The following is a 16032-nucleotide window of genomic DNA, read 5'->3' on the forward strand; positions in this document are numbered from 1 at the left end:
CGGGCGCTCAGATTTGCCGCAGCCTTTGCGCCATGCCGGCGGACATCCACCGGCCGCCATCGCCCACGATCAGCCCATCGATGCCGGCGCTGCCGCCGGCCAGCCGTGCCCAGGCCGCCTGGCCTGCCACCATCAGCGCGGCCCCCAGCCCGTTGAGCGCGGCCACGGTCGGGGCCACCAGCGTGACCCCGTGCGGCCCGGCCGACGGCAGGCCGGTGGCGGGATCGAGCACATGGTGATAGCGCCGGCCGCCGGCGACAAAGCAGCGCTCGTAGTCGCCCGACGATGCCACCACGGCGTCGCTCACCTGCAGCACGCCTTGCAGCCGCGCCGGCGCGAGCGGATCGCGCAGGCCGATGCGCCAGTCGCGCCCCTGCAACTGGCCCATGGCCAGCACATCGCCGCCGCCGTTGATCATCGCATTGGCCAGCCCGTGGCGCCGCAGCACCTGCATGCCCGCATCGAGGATGGGCAGCTTGGCGATGCCGCCGAGGTCCAGCCGCATGCCGGGGCGGGCCAGCATGGCCGTGCCGCGCCGGGCGTCGAGCCGCACTTGCCGGTAGTCCACCAGCAGGCGCTCGCGCGCCAGTTCGGCGGCGTCGGGCAAGCGGTTGCCATCCGCGCCGAAGCGCCAGCCGGCGAAGGCGCCGACGGTGATATCGAAGGCGCCGCGGGATCGTGCCGAAACCGCCGCGGCGGCCTGCAGCACAGTCATCATTTCCGGCGCCATGTGCACCGGGTGGCGGCCCGCCGCGCGCTGCAGCGCGTTGACCTGGCTGTCGGGGCGATAGCGGCTCATCAACTGCTCCAGCCGCGCCATCTCGGCAAAGGCCGCGGCGATGGCGGCCTGCACCGCGCCGTGGCAGTTGTCCTGCACGACGATGTCGACGCGCGTGCCCAGCAATCGGCGCGATGCACGCGTGACAGAGGGATCGGCCAGCGCCGGCCGCACGAACATCGCGGTGGCGAGCAGCGGCACGCTCGCGGCGCCGCGGACGAGGGCGCGGCGCCGGCGGTCGATGGGGGCAACGTGGTCGAAGTGGGGGAGGGAAGGCTGTGCTGGCAGTAGGGTCTTGAAGCGCATGACGAGGTGGTATCGATCGCGAAAGCGGCGGTGAGCCTTGCCGTGCCGACATTCTGTCCGCGCCGTCGGAGAAAAACATGCATCGATAATGAATATTCAAGAGAACCATGACGATCATCAACCTCGATCGCGCCAACTGCTTCGACCATCTGTAGCCGGCAGCAGCAAGCCACTACAAGTCAAATCAAGCAGCAAGCCGGCGGAGCGGACTCCGCCTTTGCCATGACGGTTCGAGGAACGAAGATGACCAGGCATACGCAGCATCCCCTGCCACTCCACGATGCACCGGCAGCGCCCGGACGGCGGCGCTTCATCAATACCGCGGCGCTCGCCGGCCTAGCCGGTGTGGCGGCGTGCACCGACAACGGCGGCGCGCCGGTCGCGACCACGCCGGCCAGCGGCACCGGTGCCCACGCCGGCCATGCCGGCAACACCGCTACCACGGTGCACCTGAAGCCCGGCGAACTGGACACCTATTACGGGCTGTGGAGCGGCGGCCATGCCGGCGACATGCGCGTGCTGGGCTTGCCGTCCGGGCGCGAGCTGCACCGCATTCCATGCTTCGTGCCGGACGCGCTGACGGGGTGGGGGATCACCAATGAGTCGAAGCGCGTGATGGGCACGCGCGCCGACGGCAGCGTGCAGTACACGGTCGGCGATACCCATCACGTGCATGCCTCGTACAAGGACGGCAACTACGACGGCCGCTATGCCTGGATCAACGACAAGATCAATGCCCGGCTGGCGCGCATCCGGCTCGACTACTTCATCTGCGACAAGATCACCGAGCTGCCCAACGTGCAGGGCTTCCACGGCATCTTCCCGGACAAGCGCGATCCCGTCGACGCCAGCATCAACTACACCACGCGCGTGTTCTGCGGCGCCGAATTCGGCGTGCCGCTGCCCAATACGCCGACCGAGGACGGCAGCAAGTACCGCTCGCTGTTCACCTGCGTCGACGCCGAATCGATGGCGGTGCGCTGGCAGGTGCTGATCGATGGCAACTGCGACCTGGTGGCGACCTCGTACGACGGCAAGCTGGCCGCGACCAACCAGTACAACGTGGAAATGGGCGTGCGCTTCGAGGACATGATGTCGGCCGAGCGCGATGCCTGCCTGTTCTTCAACATTGCTCGCATCGAAGAAGCGGTGAAGGCCGGCAAGTTCAGGACCATCGGCGATTCCAGGGTGCCGGTGGTCGACGGCACGCATGCCGCCAACCAGGACCCGGCCACGGCACTGACCGCCTATGTCTCGGTGCCCAAGAACCCGCACGGCGTCAACGCCAGCCCCGACCAGAAGTACTTCATCTGCGCCGGCAAGCTGTCGCCGACCGGCACGGTGATCGAACTGGCCAGGGTGCTCGACTGGTTCGACGGCAAGCTGGCCAGGCTGGACGATGCCATCGTCGCGGAAGTTGAATTGGGCCTGGGGCCGCTGCATACCGCCTTCGACGGCCGCGGCAATGCCTACACCACGCTGTTTCTGGACAGCCAGGTGGTCAAGTGGAACATCGACGCGGCGATCCGCTTCCACCGGGGCGACAAGAGCGCCAAATACGTGGTCGACCGGCTCGACGTGCAATACCAGCCCGGCCACCTCAATGCCTCGCAATCCGAGACCATCGCCGCCGACGGCAAATTGCTGGCGGTGGGCTGCAAGTTCTCCAAGGACCGCTTCCTGCCGGTGGGTCCGCTGCATGCCGAGAACGAACAGCTGATCGACATCTCCGGCGACAAGATGGTGCTGCTGGCGGACCACCCCGTGCACAGCGAGCCGCACGATTTCATCATCTTCCGGCGCGAGCTGCTGCGGCCCAAGCAGGTCTACGCGCTCGACGATTTCCCGCTGGCAATCAAGGATGCGCAGCAATCGGGCGTGTTCCGCAACGGCCGCAAGGTGACGGTGAAGCTCACCTCGCAGGCGCCGGTATTCAGCCTGCGCGAGATCCAGCTGAAACGGGGCGACGAGGTCACGCTGATCCTGACCAACCTCGACAAGATCGAGGACCTGACCCACGGCTTCGCCATCCCGAAGTACAACATCAACTTCATCGTCAATCCGCAGGAGACGGCGTCGGTGACCTTCGTCGCCGACAAGCCCGGCGTGTTCTGGTGCTATTGCACCCACTTCTGCCACGCGCTGCATCTCGAGATGCGCAGCCGCATGATCGTCGAGGCCTGAGCCGGCCTGGCGTAGCGTGGCGCGCGGCGCATCGGCCGCGTGCGGCGCTACGCCTGCTGCTTTTCATGATGCACGCAATCTTCAAAGGATTCGTCGCGGCCCTCGCCGCGTGGCTGCTCTCGCTTGGCCTGGTCGGGCTGGCGCACGCGGGCGCCTATGAGGCCGAGCTGCCGCCACAACTGGCAACCGCTGCCGACTTGTGCGCGCTGGTGCCGTGCGCGCAAGTGCTGCCCGGCGCCACGCATTTTTCGGCGCGCATGGGCCAGCCGCCCTATGTCGAGGGCTATCGCACCGGCCCCGGCGGCAAGCGCGAGCTGCTCGGCTACGTCATGCTGTCCACCGACATCACCGATACCCCGGCGTATTCGGGCAAGCCGGTGGTGACGCTGATCGGCATGGACACGCAGGGCCGCTATGCCGGCGTCAAGGTGCTGAAGCATTCGGAGCCGATCCTGTTGCTGGGCATCCCGGAATCGGCGCTGCTCGATTTCAACCGGCAGTATGTCGGCAAGTCGGTCGCCGACAAGATCGAAGTGGGGCAGTCGCGACCCGACGAAGGCGTGGTCGGGGTCGACGCGATTTCGGGCGCCACGGTGACGGTGATCGCGCAGAACCACGTGCTGACCACGGCAGGTGCGGTGGTGGCGCGGCAGGTCGGCATCCTGGCGCCGACACAGCGCGCGCCGGCGCGCTTCGTTGAAAGCGGCACGCAATACAGCTGGCCGCAGCTGGTGGCGATGGGCGCGGTGCAGCGCCTGCTGGTGCAGCCCGCGCAGGTCGGCCTGCCGGGCGGCGGCGGGCCGTTTATCGAGCTGTGGTTCGGCGATCTCAACCATCCCGATATCGCGCGCAGCGTGCTGGGCGATGCCGGCTGGCAGGGCCTGCGCGCGCAGCTGCGGCGGGCGAACATGCCATCTTCGTGATCCGCACCGGCGGCACGGAGTCGTTCAAGGGCTCCGGCTTCGTGCGCGGCGGCATCTACGACCGGGTGCAGGTGCGCCAGGACGCGGACGCGTTCACCTTCCGCGACCTCGACTACCTGAACCTCTATGGCGTGGCCGCGCCGGGCGCGCCGGCGCCGACCGAGTCGGCGATCTTCGTGATCCGCTCGCCGGCCTTTTCGGCGGCGTATCCGTGGAAGCTGTCGTTCCTGGGCAACCGGGTCGACCGCGCCACCGGCACGCGCAGCTTTGCCAGCTTCGACGCGCCGTACTGGCTGCCGGCGGCGCTGCTGCAGGGCAGCCGCCCCCAGATCGACGTACCCCAGGCGCCGTGGCGCAAGGTCTGGCGCCGGCAGGCCGGCGCCATCGCGCTGTTCGTGGCGCTGCTGGGCGCGGTCACGCTGGTCTACGCGCTGCGCGACCGCCTGACGCGGCGTGCCAGCCACCAGCACAAGTGGCCGGTCAACGCGTTCAAGTACACGGGCTGGGCCATCAGCATCGTCTTCGTCGGGTTTGGCGCGATGGCGCAGCCTTCGGTGACGCAGGTGCTGACGTGGTTCCATGCGCTGCTGCTGCGCTGGGACTGGGCCTTGTTCCTGAGCGATCCCTTTATCTTCAGCTTCTGGATCTTCATCATCGCCACCGTGCTGCTGTTCGGGCGCGGGCTGTTCTGCGGCTGGCTGTGCCCGTTCGGCTCGCTGTCCGAGGCGCTCTACAAGCTCGGCCGATTTCTGGGGCTGAAACGATGGCAGCGGCAGTTGCCGCGGCGCTGGCACGACCGGCTCAAGTGGGTCAAGTACGGCGTGTTCTTCGGGTTGCTGGCGGTGTCGGTGTTCTCGATGGGGCTGGCCGAGCGGCTGGCGGAGATCGAGCCGTTCAAGACCACCTTCCTGGTCGGCATCGCGAACCGCGCGTGGCCCTACGGGCTGTTCGCCTGCGCGCTGCTGGCGTTGTCGCTGTTCATCGAACGGCCCTACTGCAAGTACCTGTGCCCGCTCGGCGCGGCACTGGCAATGCCGAGCACGTTCCGCTGGTTCGGGCTGCAGCGCAAGCCCGACTGCAACCGCTGCAAGGCATGCGCGGCGGGGTGCGGCGCGCAGGCGATCGATGCCGATGGCCGCATCGACCAGCGCGAGTGCCTCCATTGCCTCGACTGCATGGTGCTCTACACCGATACGCACGGCTGCCCGCCGCTGGCGCGCGAGCGCAAGCGGCGCGAGCGCGACGGGCTGCCGCTGACGCCGGTGGGGCGCGACGGGTATTTCATTCCGCTGGTGCCGGTGACGGCCGCTGCGGCACAGCCGTCGGGCCCCGATCCGCGCATGCCCACCGATCCCGTGACGCCGCCCTACGCCGCCGCCACGGGCGCCGCGCGCTGCTTCGCCGAGCTGTGGGACCACCTGTGGCCCTGGAGCGGGCAGGGCTGGCGCTCCGCCGCTGCTTTGCAGCTGGCAGGGTTGGCGGTCGCGCTGGCGGCGACCGCGGCGTGGGCGCTGGCGGCCAGCGGACAACTGCGCGCCGGCGCGGTGATCGGCTGGTGGCTGGGCTGGAGCCTCTACGAGGTGCTGATCCGCCTGTCGGCAAAACGCTATGTCAAGGATGGCCCGTGGTGGCGCGGCCGCTATCGTCGCGCCACCGTGATGGACATGCTCAGCTATGTCGGCTTCAAGAACCTGCTGGTCGGTGCCGTGCTGTTCCTGGCGCTGAAGGCGATGGGGATGCTGGCCGCATGAAGCTGCTGTTCGGGATCGCCTTCCTATGGCTTGCGTGCGAGCCAGGCTGCGTGCAGGCAGCGACCTGGCGCGTGCAGCCCGGCCAGTCCCTGCAGGCGGCGATCGATGCCGCTGCTGCCGGCGACACCATCGAGATCGCGCGCGGCCACTACACCGGCAACTTCACCATCTCCAGGCCGCTGGTGCTGCGCGGCATCGCGCGGCCCACGCTCAGCGGCGCGCTGCGTGGCGATACGCTGCGCATCGCCGCGCCCGACGTGACGGTCGAGGGACTGATCGTGCGTGACTCCGGCGACAGCCTGAAGGCCCAGAACGCCGGCATCTACATCCAGCCCGGCGCACACCGTGCCGTGGTGCGGCACTGCGAGCTGACCTACAACCTGTTCGGCCTGTGGATCGAAAAGGCCGACGAGGTCCGCGTCGAGGCCAACACCATCACCGGCAAGCGTGACTACAACTCGGCGCAGCGCGGCAACGGCGTGCAGCTCTACAACACGCGCGGCGCGCGCATCCTCGGCAACCACATCAGCTTCGTGCGCGACGCGCTCTACGTCGACGTCTCGCACCACGCCGTGTTTCGCGGCAACCGGCTGCACCATAGCCGCTACGGCACCCATTACATGAACTCGTACCACAACCTGTGGGAGAACAACGACAGCTACCGCAACCGCGGCGGACTGGCGCTGATGGAAGTGCGCGACCAGGTGGTGCGCAACAACCGCACCTGGACCAATGCCGACCACGGCATCATGCTGCGCACGCTGCAGGACTCGGTGATCGAAGGCAACGTGGTCGCGCACAACCAGCGCGGCTTCTTTATCTACGATGTCGAGTATGCGCAGCTGCGCGGCAACCTGGTGCTCGGCAACGCCATCGGCGTGCACCTGTCGGCAGGATCGACGCGCAACGTGGTGCAGGGCAATGACTTTATCGGTAACCGCGAGCCGGTGCGCTATGTCGGCGCGCGCGACGAGGCCTGGGGCGGACGCGACGCGTCCGAGCGCGCGCAAGGCAATTACTGGAGCAACTACCTGGGCTGGGACCGTGATGCCGACGGCGTGGGCGATATCCCGTACCGGGCCAATGACGTGGTCGACCGGCTCAGCTGGCGCTATCCGGGCGTGGCGCTGCTGCTGGGCAGCCCGGCGCTGCAAGCGCTGCGGCTGGCCGGGCACCAGTTTCCGGTAATCCGTGCGCCGGGAGTGGTCGACGAATATCCCCGCATGCGGCCGGCCGGCGCCAACTGGAGGCAATGGCATGAGCCGGCCGACGCCAGCCGCTGAACCGGCCATGGATGCCATCGTGCTGTCCGGCGTCAGCAAGCACTTCGGCGCGCTGCGCGCCGTCGACGATGTCAGCCTGAGCGTGGGGCAGGGCGAGCTGCTCGGGCTGATCGGCCATAACGGCGCGGGCAAGAGCACGCTGTTCCGGATGATGCTGGGCCTGTTGCCGCCGACGCACGGCACCTTGCGCGTGGCCGGTGCCAATGTGGGCAGCCGCGCATTCCGTGCGGCACGCCGCGGCATCGGCTACCTGCCCGAACACCTGGTGCTCCATGACAACCTGAGCGGCCTGGAGACGCTGCGCTTCTTCGCGCGGCTGAAGGGCGTGCAGGCGCAAGCCTGCGCGCCGATGCTCGGCCATGTGGGTCTGTCCGCTGCGGCCGCTCGTCCGGTGCGCGAGTATTCGAAGGGCATGCGCCAACGGCTGGGCTTTGCACAGGCGCTGCTGGGCACCCCGCGCGTGCTGTTCCTGGACGAGCCGACCAACGGCCTGGACCCCGCCGCGATCCGCGACTTCTACGCCATGCTGAACGCGCAGCGCGAGCGCGGCGTCACCATCGTCATCACCTCGCACATCCTGGCCGAGCTGCAGCAGCGCATCGACCGCTTTGCCATCCTGTCCGCGGGCCGGCTGCAGGCCGCCGGCAGCCTCGCGGCGCTGCGCGCCCGGGCCGGCCTGCCGCTGACGCTGGTGCTGCGGGTCGAGGCCGGCGCGCGCGACGAGGCGCTGCGCCGGCTGCGCGCGCTGCCCGCGCTGCAAATCGACGCTGCGCCGCCCGGCGCGCTGACGGTGCGTTGTGCGCCGGCCGCCAAGATGGCGGTGCTGGCCGCGCTGCAGCCGCTCGCCGGCCGGCTGCTGGACCTGCAGATCCACGAGCCGTCGCTCGAGGACCTGTTTCTCGGCATGAGGGGATGAGGGCATGAGCATGGGCGACTGGTTCGACGCGCGGCAGGTGGCCGCGCTGGCCGGCAGGGAATTCCGCGACCGCATGCGCAATCGCTGGGTGCTGGCGGTGGCCGCGGTATTCACCGGGCTGTCGCTGGCGATCGGCTACTTCGGCGGCGCCGAGCAGGGCGTGCTGGGCCCGCGCTCGCTGGAGTTCGTCATCACCAGCCTGGCCAGCCTGGTGATCTACCTGGTTCCGATGATCGCGCTGCTGCTGGGCTTCGACGCCGTGGTGGGCGAGCGCGAGCGCGGCTCGCTGGACCTGCTGCTGTCGCTGCCGCTGACGCGCGGCGAACTGCTGCTGGGCAAGTACCTCGGCCTGGCCGCCGCGCTGGTGCTGGCCACGGCCGGCGGCTTTGCGCTGATAGCGCTGCTGCTGGCGCGACAGTTCGGCTGGGCGGGGCTGTATCACACCCTCGGCTTCGTCGCCAGCGCGGTGCTGCTCGGGCTGGCGTTCCTGAGCCTGGCGCTGTGGCTGTCGGTGCTGAGCCGCGACCGCGCGCAGGCGTCGGGTCTGGCGATCGGGCTGTGGTTCTTCTTCGTGCTGGTGTTCGACCTGCTGCTGCTCGGCATGCTGGTCGCCGGCAGCGGCGCGGACGCGCAGCACGCCGCCACCGACTGGATCGCGTGGCTGCTGTTGCTCAACCCCGCCGACCTGTTTCGCATCGTCAATGCCTTTTCATTGGACCAGCTGCGCAGCGCCGGGGGCGTTGCCAGCATCGTGCCGCCCGCGCTGGCCAGCCCGTGGCCGACCGGCGCGGCGCTGCTGGCGTGGATCGCCGTGCCGCTGGGCCTTGCCGCCAGGAGTTTCCGCTGATGTGTACCACGCTGTGTACCCCGTTCTCATGGCATCGCCGCCACCTGTTGCTGGCCCTTGCCGGCAGCGCCGTCCTGCTCGCCGGCTGCGGCCGCAAGCCGGAAGACCCGGCACAGCCGCAGGAATTCGACGCCGCCACCGCCTGCGCGCTCGACGGCATGCTGCTGGCCGATTACGCCGGGCCCAAGGCGCAGGTGTTCTATGCGGGCGAAGGGCGCCCGCACTGGTTCTGCGATACGGTGGAAATGTTCCACGCGCTGCTGCGGCCGGAACAGCTGCGGCCGGTGCGCGCGGCGTTCGTGCAGGACATGGCGCGTGCCGACTGGGAGCAGCCGCGCGGCCACTGGTTCGACGCCACCACCGGCCTCTACGTCGCCGGCAGCCGCCGCCACGGCGCGATGGGGCCGACGCTGGCGAGCTTCAGGATGGAAAGCGATGCGGCTGCCTTCGCTGCCCGCCATGGCGGGAAACTGCTGCGCTACGCCGAGGTGACGCCGGAACTGGCCGACCTCAGCGGCGGCGCCATGCACGACAGCCGGATGTAGCACGGCGGGCTGGGTGCCCGCCGTCGTGACTTCAGTTGCCGCTTCAGTTGCCGCTGCCCGATACCAGCCGGCGCTGGCGCACCGACTCGGCCAGGCCCTCGAGCACCTTGACCGACTCGTCCCAGCCGATGCAGGCATCGGTGACGGACTGGCCGTAGGTCAGCTCCTCGACCGGCTGGCCCTGGACGTGGTCCTGGCGACCGGCCACCAGGTGCGATTCGACCATTACGCCGATGATGCGCTGGTCGCCGGCGGCAATCTGGCGGCCGATCTCGGCGCACACCGGGATCTGGTTCTCATGCTTCTTGCTGCTGTTGGCATGCGAGGCGTCGATCATCAGGCGCGAGGCCAGCCCGGCCTTGGCGATGGCGTCGCACGCTTCCTGCACGCTGGCGGCGTCGTAGTTGGGCGCCTTGCCGCCGCGCAGGATCACGTGGCAGTCCTCGTTGCCCGAGGTCGACACGATCGCCGAGTGTCCGCCCTTGGTCACCGACAGGAAGTGGTGCGGCTGCGACGCGGCCTTGATCGCGTCGACCGCGATCTTGACGTTGCCGTCGGTGCCGTTCTTGAAGCCGACCGGGCACGACAGTCCCGACGCCAGCTCGCGGTGCACCTGCGACTCGGTGGTGCGCGCGCCGATCGCGCCCCAGCTGACCAGGTCGGCGATGTACTGCGGGCTGATCATGTCGAGGTATTCGGTGCCGGTCGGCACGCCCATTTCGCTGATGGTCAGCAGCAGCTCGCGCGCGGTGCGCAGGCCGTCGTTGATCTTGAAGCTGCCGTCCATGTGCGGGTCGTTGATCAGGCCCTTCCAGCCCACCGTGGTGCGCGGCTTTTCGAAATACACCCGCATTACCACCTCGAGCTCGCCGGCGAAGCGCTCGCGCTGCACCTTGAGCAGCTTGGCGTATTCCAGCGCGGCACGGGTATCGTGGATCGAGCACGGGCCGATGATGACGATCAGCCGGTCATCCATGCCGTGCAGGATGCGGTGCATGGCCTGGCGCGCGCCATAGATCACGTCCGAAGCCTGTTCGGAGCAGCCGAACTCGCGGATCAGGTGCGCGGGCGGCAGCAGCTCCTTGAGTTCGCGGATGCGCAGGTCGTCGGTGTTCTTCAGCATGATGGCTCCAGGATTCTTGTGAGGTCGTGAGTGTGTGGGAAAACAAAGGGGTATAAAAAAACCGCCAGGGTCGCTGGCGGTTTTTTTTGTATTCGGGGCGCTGCTTACAGCCATCCCTCCCTATCCGCCAGCGGTGTGAGATCGCCAAAAAAGTAAAAGTAAAACTTAGCGGACATGGCGGGAAAAGGCGTTGGCTTGGGTCAGCTTGAAACGATTTTCTTCGCGGGCGCTGGATTTATGCTGCACTGCGTGGCAGAAAGGCAGGAAATTGCGCGCCGCTTCGGTAATTTTCGTTGCACATTGGCTGCTGGCCGCGCGACGAAGCATCTTTATAGCGCCTTTTGCCGGGGTTGGCAAGTGTCGCCGCAGCCATGCCGTGCGCTGGCGCACCAATCCGTCTTGCCTTTCGCCAAGGCCTTGCGAGGCTGCTGCCGCCGCCGCTTTTCGGCTTTTCCGGGGATGGCCGATGGCTATATTGGAAGCGGGGAGCAGTCGCACGGGGGGAGGTGCATCATGAGCGTCGATGAAGCGAGGCTGAATGCCTTCATGGAAAAATTCATCGGCGATATCGGCGCGGTGATGCATGCCGCGACCGTGGTCGTCGGCGATGAACTCGGGCTGTACAAGGCGCTGGCGGAAAAGCCGATGACCGTCGCCGTGCTCGCGGCCAAGACCCATACCGACGAGCGCTACCTGCGCGAATGGCTGTCGGCGCAGGCGGCCAGCGGCTATGTCGACTATGACGCGGGTTCGGGGCAGTTCAGCCTGAACGAGGAGCAGGCCTATGCGCTGGCGCAGGAAGGCAGCCCGGCCTTTATCCCGGGCGCGTTCCAGATTGCCGTGGCGCAGTTCCGCGCGATTCCGAAGATGATCGACATCTTCCGCAATGGCCGCGGGCTGGGCTGGCACGAGCATGACCCCGCGCTGTTCCACGGCACCGAACGCTTTTTCCGGCCCGGCTATGCGGCGCACCTGGTGTCGGAATGGATCCCGGCGCTCGACGGCATGGCGGCGCGGCTCAAGGCCGGGGCCATGGTGGCGGACGTGGGCTGCGGCCATGGCGCGTCGACCATCATCATGGCGCAGGCGTTTCCGTCGTCGCGCTTCGTCGGCTTCGACTACCACGAGCCCTCGGTGCGCCATGCGGCCGAGGCCGCGCGCCGTGCCGGCGTGGCCGAGCGCGTGCGCTTCGAGGTGGCCAGTGCCAAGGACTATGGCGGCAAGGACTATGACTGGTGGCGGTGTTCGACTGCCTGTAGCCACGACATGGCGACCCGGTCGGCGCGGCGCGCCACGTGCGCGAGACCCTGCGCGCCGATGGCGCGTGGATGATCGTCGAGCCCTTTGCCAACGATGCACTGGAGCAGAACCTGAACCCGGTGGGCCGGGTGTTCTATTCCGCGTCGACCTTTATCTGCACGCCGGCATCGCGGTTCGCAGGAAATCGGCCTGTGCCTGGGCGCGCAGGCGGGCGAGGCGCGCATGCGCGCGGTCGCGGAGCAGGCGGGCTTCCGCAGCTTCCGGCGGGCGGCGCAGACGCCGTTCAATCTGGTGTATGAAGTGCGGCCGTGAGGGGTGTGGCCGTCTTGCTAACGGACTGGGTACTCCCTCTCCCCGCAAGCGGGAGAGGGAGCAGACCAGCGGTCTTACGCAGTCCCGCCACCGTCATATTCTCGATGCGCAGCGTCGCTGGCCCACGCCCACCGGCACGCTCTGGCCTTCCTTGCCGCACACGCCCACAGCCCGAATCCAGCCGCATGTCGTTGCCGATCATGGTCACGTCCTTGAGCGATTCCGGGCCGTTGCCGACCAGGGTCGCGCCTTGACCGGGTAGGTGATCTTGCCGTCTCGATCATGTAGGGCCTCGCTGGCCGAGAACACGAACTTGCCTAGCGCCTGCGTCGCGCCGGCCGGCGGCGCATTCCCCCGGGCGTGCGGGGCGACGGCGGGGAGTATCTCGTCCCGATTGTATTCGATTATGATGTGCCGGCGCGCTCGCGGCACAGACCGGGACGCGCACCATGCCGCAGGATCCAGCAGCTCGCCGGCGCAGACCGGCCAACGCGGCGAACGGGTAACCGAACCATCATTCGCGGGGGGTTTATGTCTTTCCGATCCGGGGTCAACGGCCGGCTTGCCGGCCTGCTGGTGGCGTGCGCCATCGGCACGGGCGGCGCGTCCTGCGCCGCTGTGGCGGCGAACACCGCAGCCACTACTGCCACATCCGAGCAAGGCGTCACCGCCGACACCATCCTGCTGGGCCAGTCCGCCGCGCTGACGGGCCCGACCGCCGTCCTCGGCAAGCAGATGAACTCGGGCGCGCGGCTGTATTTCGACCACATCAACCAGCAGGGCGGCATCCACGGGCGCAAGATCCGGCTCGAGGCGCTGGACGACTACTACGAGCCCGAACCGGCGGCCAAGAACACGAAGAAGCTGATCGAAGAGGATCGCGTCTTCGCCCTGTTCGGCTATGTCGGCACGCCCACCAGTCAGGCTGCGCTGCCGCTGGCGATCCAGGCCAGGGTGCCGTTCTTCGGTCCGTACACCGGCGCGCAGTCGCTGCGCGAGCCACGCAGCCGCTATGTGTTCCATGTGCGCGCCGGCTACAACGAGGAAACCGCGGCCATCCTGCGCCAGATCCAGACCACCGGGCTCAAGCGCGTGGCCGTGGTCTACAACGAGGATGCCTACGGCAAGGCCGGCCTGGATGGGCTCGAGCGCGCACTCAAGGCTGCGCCCGACAGCCAGATCGTCGCGCGCGAGCCGGTGGTGCGCAACACCACCGAGATCGGCGACGCGATGCAGGGCTCGATGAAGGCGAAGCCTGATGCAGTGGTGATGATCAGCGCGTACCGCACCGCCGGCGCGTTCGTGAAGGAAGCGCTGCGCCGCGGCTACAACGGCCAGTTCTACAACGTGTCCTTCGTCGGCACGCAGGCGCTGGCCAACGTTGTCGGCGCGCAGGGCAGCGGCGTGATCATCTCGCAGGTAATGCCCCACCCCGGCAACGCCACGCTGCCGATCGTGCGCGAATACCTGCGATTGCTGCAGGCCGCGGGCAAGCCCAGCGAATTCGACTATGCCAGCATCGAGGGCTTCATCGCCGCCAAGACCTTCACCGAAGGCCTGCGCCGCGCAGGCAAGGACCTGACGCGCGAGAAGCTGGTGAATCGATGCGCAACTACGACCTGGGCGGTTTCATCGTCAACTTCACGCCGGAGAACCATGTCGGCTCGAAGTTCGTGGAGATGACGATCATCAATTCGAAGGGCCAGGTGATTCGCTGAGTTGGCCGTGGTCGCTGCCTCTACTTCATGTCATTCAAATGGCATGCCGAGAACCGCAGCGGCGCAATCTCCTTGAGCAGCGGCTGCTCTTCGCGGCAACGCGGCATCGCATGCGGACAGCGCGGGTGAAAATGGCAGCCGCTCGGCGGGTGCAGCGGCGACGGGATCTCGCCGCGGATCGCGACGTAGGTCTTGCGCGCCACCTCCAGCTTGGGCGCCTCCGCCAGCAGCGCCTGCGTATAGGGATGGTTGGGCGCGGCGAACACGTCCTCGGTCGGCGCGGATTCGACCACCCGTCCCAGGTACATGATCACCACCCGGTCGCTGATGTGCTTGACCACGCCCAGGTCGTGGCTGATGAACAGGTAGGTCAGGTTCAGCTCTTCGCGCAGGCGCATGAACAGGTTCAGCACCTGGGCCTGGATCGACACGTCGAGCGCCGCCACCGATTCGTCGCAGACCAGGAACTCGGGCTTCACCGCCAGCGCGCGCGCAATGCCGATGCGCGCGCGCTGGCCGCCGGAAAACTGGTGCGGGAAGCGGCGCAGCACGGTCGGGTCCATGCCCACGCGCACCAGCATGTCCTCGACATAGCCCTTCTGCGCGCCGCGGTCGACCATGCTGTGCACCACCGGCGCCTCGCCGACGATGTCGAGCACCCGCAGCCGCGGGTTCAGCGAGGCATACGGATCCTGGAAGATCATCTGGATCGCCAGCTGCTTCTCGCGGCGCTTGTCCGGCGGCAGGTGGGCCAGATTGGTGCCGCGCCACAGCCGTTCGCCCTCGGTCAGCGAGTGCAGGCCCACGGCCATGCGCCCGAGCGTGGACTTGCCGCAGCCGGATTCCCCCACCAGCCCCACCACCTCGCCAGCGCGGATGCTCAGGTCGACGCGGTCCACCGCGTGCACCACCTCTTCGCGCGCATGCGCGCCGAACAGGTTGGCGATGCGCGCGGCGGCATCGAGCGACTTGACGAAGCGCTTGGACACCCCGCGCAGTTCGAGGATCGGCGCAGCGGGCGTGGCGCCTTCTTGCCCGGCAAGTTCTGTCATCGGGCGGGATTGCAGTGCAGTGGCGTTCATGCTGCCTCCTGGTTGGCCAGCACCGGATGGAAGCAGCGCAGCCGGCGCCCGTCGGCGGCCGTCTCCAGCGGCGGCTCGGTCTTGCAGGCCGCGGTCGCATAGGGACAGCGCTCGCGGAACGAGCAGCCGCCCGGCAGGTTCAGCAGCGACGGCGTCATGCCCGGGATCTGCCGCAGCGGCGCGCCGCGCGGATTGCGCGACGGCGCCGAGCTGATCAGCCCGTGGGTGTAGGGATGCTCGGGGTGCTCCAGCACCTGGCGCACGTCGCCGGCCTCGACAATCTTGCCGGCGTACATCACGCAGACGGAATCGGCCAGTCCCGCCACCACGGAAAGATCGTGCGTGATCCAGATCAGCGCCGTGCCGGACTCTCGGCACAGGGTCTGCATCTCGTACAGGATCTGGCCCTGGATGGTCACGTCGAGCGCCGTGGTCGGCTCGTCGGCAATGATCAGGTCGGGCTTGTTCAGCAGCGCCGTGGCGATCGCCACGCGCTGGCGCATGCCGCCCGAGAACTGGTGCGGATAGGCCTGCAGGCGCTCGTCCGGCGACGGAATGCCGACCCGCGCCAGCGCATTGCGCGCGCGCTCGCGCGCCACCGCCTTGCTCACGTTCTCATGCGCCAGCACCGCCTCGATCATCTGCGTGTCGATGCGCAGCACCGGGTTCAGCGTCATCATCGGATCCTGGAAGATCATGGCGATGCGGTTGCCGCGCACGTCGCGCTGCTGCGCCGGCGTGAGCGCGCGCAGGTCGCGCGTGACGCCGTCGCGGCTGGTCAGCGCGATGCGGCCGTCGACGATCTTCCCGGGCGGATCGATCAGGCCCATGATCGAATAGCCGGTCATGGACTTGCCCGAGCCGGACTCGCCCACCAGCCCCATGATCTCGCCGCGGCCCACGGTAAAGGACACGTCGTCGACGGCGCGGGCGATGCCGCCGCGCGTATAGAAATGCGTTTTCAGGTGTTCGAGCACCAGTGTCGGTTGTGCCATCTTGCGTCC

At 68.2% G+C, this 16032-nt stretch carries 11 protein-coding genes and 3 pseudogenes; 8 read left to right on the forward strand and 6 right to left on the reverse strand.

Translation table 11 applies throughout. The annotated features are described in order from the left end of the window. Nucleotides 1-7 precede the first annotated feature (7 nt). On the reverse strand, nt 8-958 hold the full coding sequence (locus tag ACEI37_RS25080; RefSeq protein WP_373380270.1) for an FAD:protein FMN transferase: 951 nt from the start codon (nt 956-958) through the stop codon (nt 8-10). Between the two features lie 369 nt (nt 959-1327). Between ACEI37_RS25080 and nosZ the strand changes: the two genes are divergently transcribed. The 6 genes and pseudogenes from nosZ (at nt 1328) to ACEI37_RS25110 (ending at nt 9533) form a co-directional block, all read left to right on the forward strand. After that, nucleotides 1328-3268, forward strand: coding sequence for a TAT-dependent nitrous-oxide reductase (gene nosZ, locus ACEI37_RS25085; protein ID WP_373378599.1), 1941 nt, complete (start codon nt 1328-1330; stop codon nt 3266-3268). A 68-nt stretch (nt 3269-3336) separates the two neighbouring features. After that, nucleotides 3337-5942, forward strand: a pseudogene (locus tag ACEI37_RS25090) (4Fe-4S binding protein). Next, on the forward strand, nt 5939-7225 hold the full coding sequence (locus ACEI37_RS25095; RefSeq protein ID WP_373378600.1) for a nitrous oxide reductase family maturation protein NosD: 1287 nt from the start codon (nt 5939-5941) through the stop codon (nt 7223-7225). Before ACEI37_RS25090 ends, ACEI37_RS25095 begins: the two are co-directional and overlap by 4 nt. Next, complete coding sequence (locus ACEI37_RS25100; protein WP_373378601.1) at nt 7200-8141, forward strand: ABC transporter ATP-binding protein; 942 nt, start codon at nt 7200-7202, stop codon at nt 8139-8141. Before ACEI37_RS25095 ends, ACEI37_RS25100 begins: the two co-directional genes overlap by 26 nt. A gap of 10 nt (nt 8142-8151) precedes the next feature. Then, nucleotides 8152-8988 (forward strand): ABC transporter permease, encoded by an 837-nt coding sequence (locus ACEI37_RS25105; protein ID WP_373380313.1) that lies wholly within the window; start codon nt 8152-8154, stop codon nt 8986-8988. Beyond that, nucleotides 8988-9533, forward strand: a complete 546-nt coding sequence (locus ACEI37_RS25110; RefSeq protein WP_373378602.1) for a nitrous oxide reductase accessory protein NosL — start codon at nt 8988-8990, stop codon at nt 9531-9533. The genes ACEI37_RS25105 and ACEI37_RS25110 overlap by 1 nt, the downstream gene beginning before the upstream one ends. Nucleotides 9534-9576: 43 nt before the next feature. Here the strand turns inward: ACEI37_RS25110 and aroG are convergent, their stop codons facing one another. Beyond that, nucleotides 9577-10656: a 3-deoxy-7-phosphoheptulonate synthase AroG gene (gene aroG / locus ACEI37_RS25115; protein ID WP_373378603.1), complete on the reverse strand. Its 1080-nt coding sequence runs from the start codon at nt 10654-10656 to the stop codon at nt 9577-9579. A 165-nt stretch (nt 10657-10821) separates the two neighbouring features. Beyond that, on the reverse strand, nt 10822-11154 hold the full coding sequence (locus ACEI37_RS25120; protein WP_373378604.1) for a hypothetical protein: 333 nt from the start codon (nt 11152-11154) through the stop codon (nt 10822-10824). Between the two features lie 15 nt (nt 11155-11169). Here ACEI37_RS25120 and ACEI37_RS25125 point away from each other — a divergent pair, with 15 nt between their 5' ends. Further along, the gene (locus ACEI37_RS25125) at nt 11170-11988 is read left to right on the forward strand and encodes a methyltransferase domain-containing protein (protein WP_373378605.1); all 819 of its coding nucleotides are present in this window, start codon (nt 11170-11172) and stop codon (nt 11986-11988) included. A 322-nt stretch (nt 11989-12310) separates the two neighbouring features. Here the strand turns inward: ACEI37_RS25125 and ACEI37_RS25130 are convergent. Next, a pseudogene (locus ACEI37_RS25130) lies at nt 12311-12546 on the reverse strand (metallopeptidase TldD-related protein); the annotation flags it as partial. Between the two features lie 213 nt (nt 12547-12759). Between ACEI37_RS25130 and ACEI37_RS25135 the strand changes: the two are divergent. Further along, nucleotides 12760-13946 (forward strand): annotated as a pseudogene (locus ACEI37_RS25135) (ABC transporter substrate-binding protein). A 20-nt stretch (nt 13947-13966) separates the two neighbouring features. On the opposite strand, the gene ACEI37_RS25140 reads toward ACEI37_RS25135, so the two are convergent. Beyond that, complete coding sequence (locus ACEI37_RS25140) at nt 13967-15028, reverse strand: ABC transporter ATP-binding protein (RefSeq protein ID WP_373378606.1); 1062 nt, start codon at nt 15026-15028, stop codon at nt 13967-13969. Continuing rightward, on the reverse strand, nt 15025-16023 hold the full coding sequence (locus tag ACEI37_RS25145) for an ABC transporter ATP-binding protein (RefSeq protein WP_373378607.1): 999 nt from the start codon (nt 16021-16023) through the stop codon (nt 15025-15027). The genes ACEI37_RS25140 and ACEI37_RS25145 overlap by 4 nt, the downstream gene beginning before the upstream one ends. Between the last annotated feature and the right edge of the window lie 9 nt (nt 16024-16032).

Source organism: Cupriavidus nantongensis (genome assembly GCF_041726985.1).
Classification (GTDB): domain Bacteria; phylum Pseudomonadota; class Gammaproteobacteria; order Burkholderiales; family Burkholderiaceae; genus Cupriavidus; species Cupriavidus nantongensis_A.

Excerpts from the sequence above, each read along its gene's own strand:
- ACEI37_RS25080 (WP_373380270.1), bottom strand. The coding sequence starts at position 958 with ATGTTCGTGCGGCCGGCGCTGGCCGATCCCTCTGTCACGCGTGCATCG.
- nosZ (WP_373378599.1), top strand. The coding sequence starts at position 1,328 with ATGACCAGGCATACGCAGCATCCCCTGCCACTCCACGATGCACCGGCA.
- ACEI37_RS25095 (WP_373378600.1), top strand. The coding sequence starts at position 5,939 with ATGAAGCTGCTGTTCGGGATCGCCTTCCTATGGCTTGCGTGCGAGCCA.
- ACEI37_RS25100 (WP_373378601.1), top strand. The coding sequence starts at position 7,200 with ATGAGCCGGCCGACGCCAGCCGCTGAACCGGCCATGGATGCCATCGTG.
- ACEI37_RS25105 (WP_373380313.1), top strand. The coding sequence starts at position 8,152 with ATGGGCGACTGGTTCGACGCGCGGCAGGTGGCCGCGCTGGCCGGCAGG.
- ACEI37_RS25110 (WP_373378602.1), top strand. The coding sequence starts at position 8,988 with ATGTGTACCACGCTGTGTACCCCGTTCTCATGGCATCGCCGCCACCTG.
- aroG (WP_373378603.1), bottom strand. The coding sequence starts at position 10,656 with ATGCTGAAGAACACCGACGACCTGCGCATCCGCGAACTCAAGGAGCTG.
- ACEI37_RS25125 (WP_373378605.1), top strand. The coding sequence starts at position 11,170 with ATGAGCGTCGATGAAGCGAGGCTGAATGCCTTCATGGAAAAATTCATC.
- ACEI37_RS25140 (WP_373378606.1), bottom strand. The coding sequence starts at position 15,028 with ATGAACGCCACTGCACTGCAATCCCGCCCGATGACAGAACTTGCCGGG.
- ACEI37_RS25145 (WP_373378607.1), bottom strand. The coding sequence starts at position 16,023 with ATGGCACAACCGACACTGGTGCTCGAACACCTGAAAACGCATTTCTAT.